This is a genomic window from Salmonella sp. SAL4457, assembly GCF_046548235.1.
Classification (GTDB): domain Bacteria; phylum Pseudomonadota; class Gammaproteobacteria; order Enterobacterales; family Enterobacteriaceae; genus Salmonella; species Salmonella enterica.
In genome coordinates this window covers 1-247 of record NZ_JBGDZO010001073.1, presented here as the reverse complement: position 1 = coordinate 247, position 247 = coordinate 1, and the positions used below count along the sequence as shown (strand labels likewise).

Sequence of the window (247 nt, the reverse complement as noted above, 5' to 3'; positions counted from 1 at the left end):
CGCCGAACGGCGCCTGTGGGTGGCCCAGCAACTGGCGCCGGAGGACACCTCCTACAACCTGCTGGCCCACCTGCGCATAGTCGGCGCCACGGCCGACGCCATCGAACAGGCCTTGCGCCAGTTGCTGGAACGGCATGTGGCGCTGCGCCGGCGTGTCGAAACGGGCGTCGACGGGCCGCAGCCGCATGCGCTGGCGGCGCATGCGGTGCCCCTGCAACGCCTGCTGGCGAGCGACGCCGTCCACGCC

General features: G+C 72.9%; 1 protein-coding gene. It reads left to right on the top strand.

Annotated elements, in window-relative coordinates; all coding sequences use genetic code 11:
• Window positions 1–19 precede the first annotated feature (19 nt).
• The coding region (locus ACLJNW_RS27490) for a hypothetical protein (protein WP_410961725.1) at window positions 20–247 on the top strand (228 nt) is incomplete at its 3' end.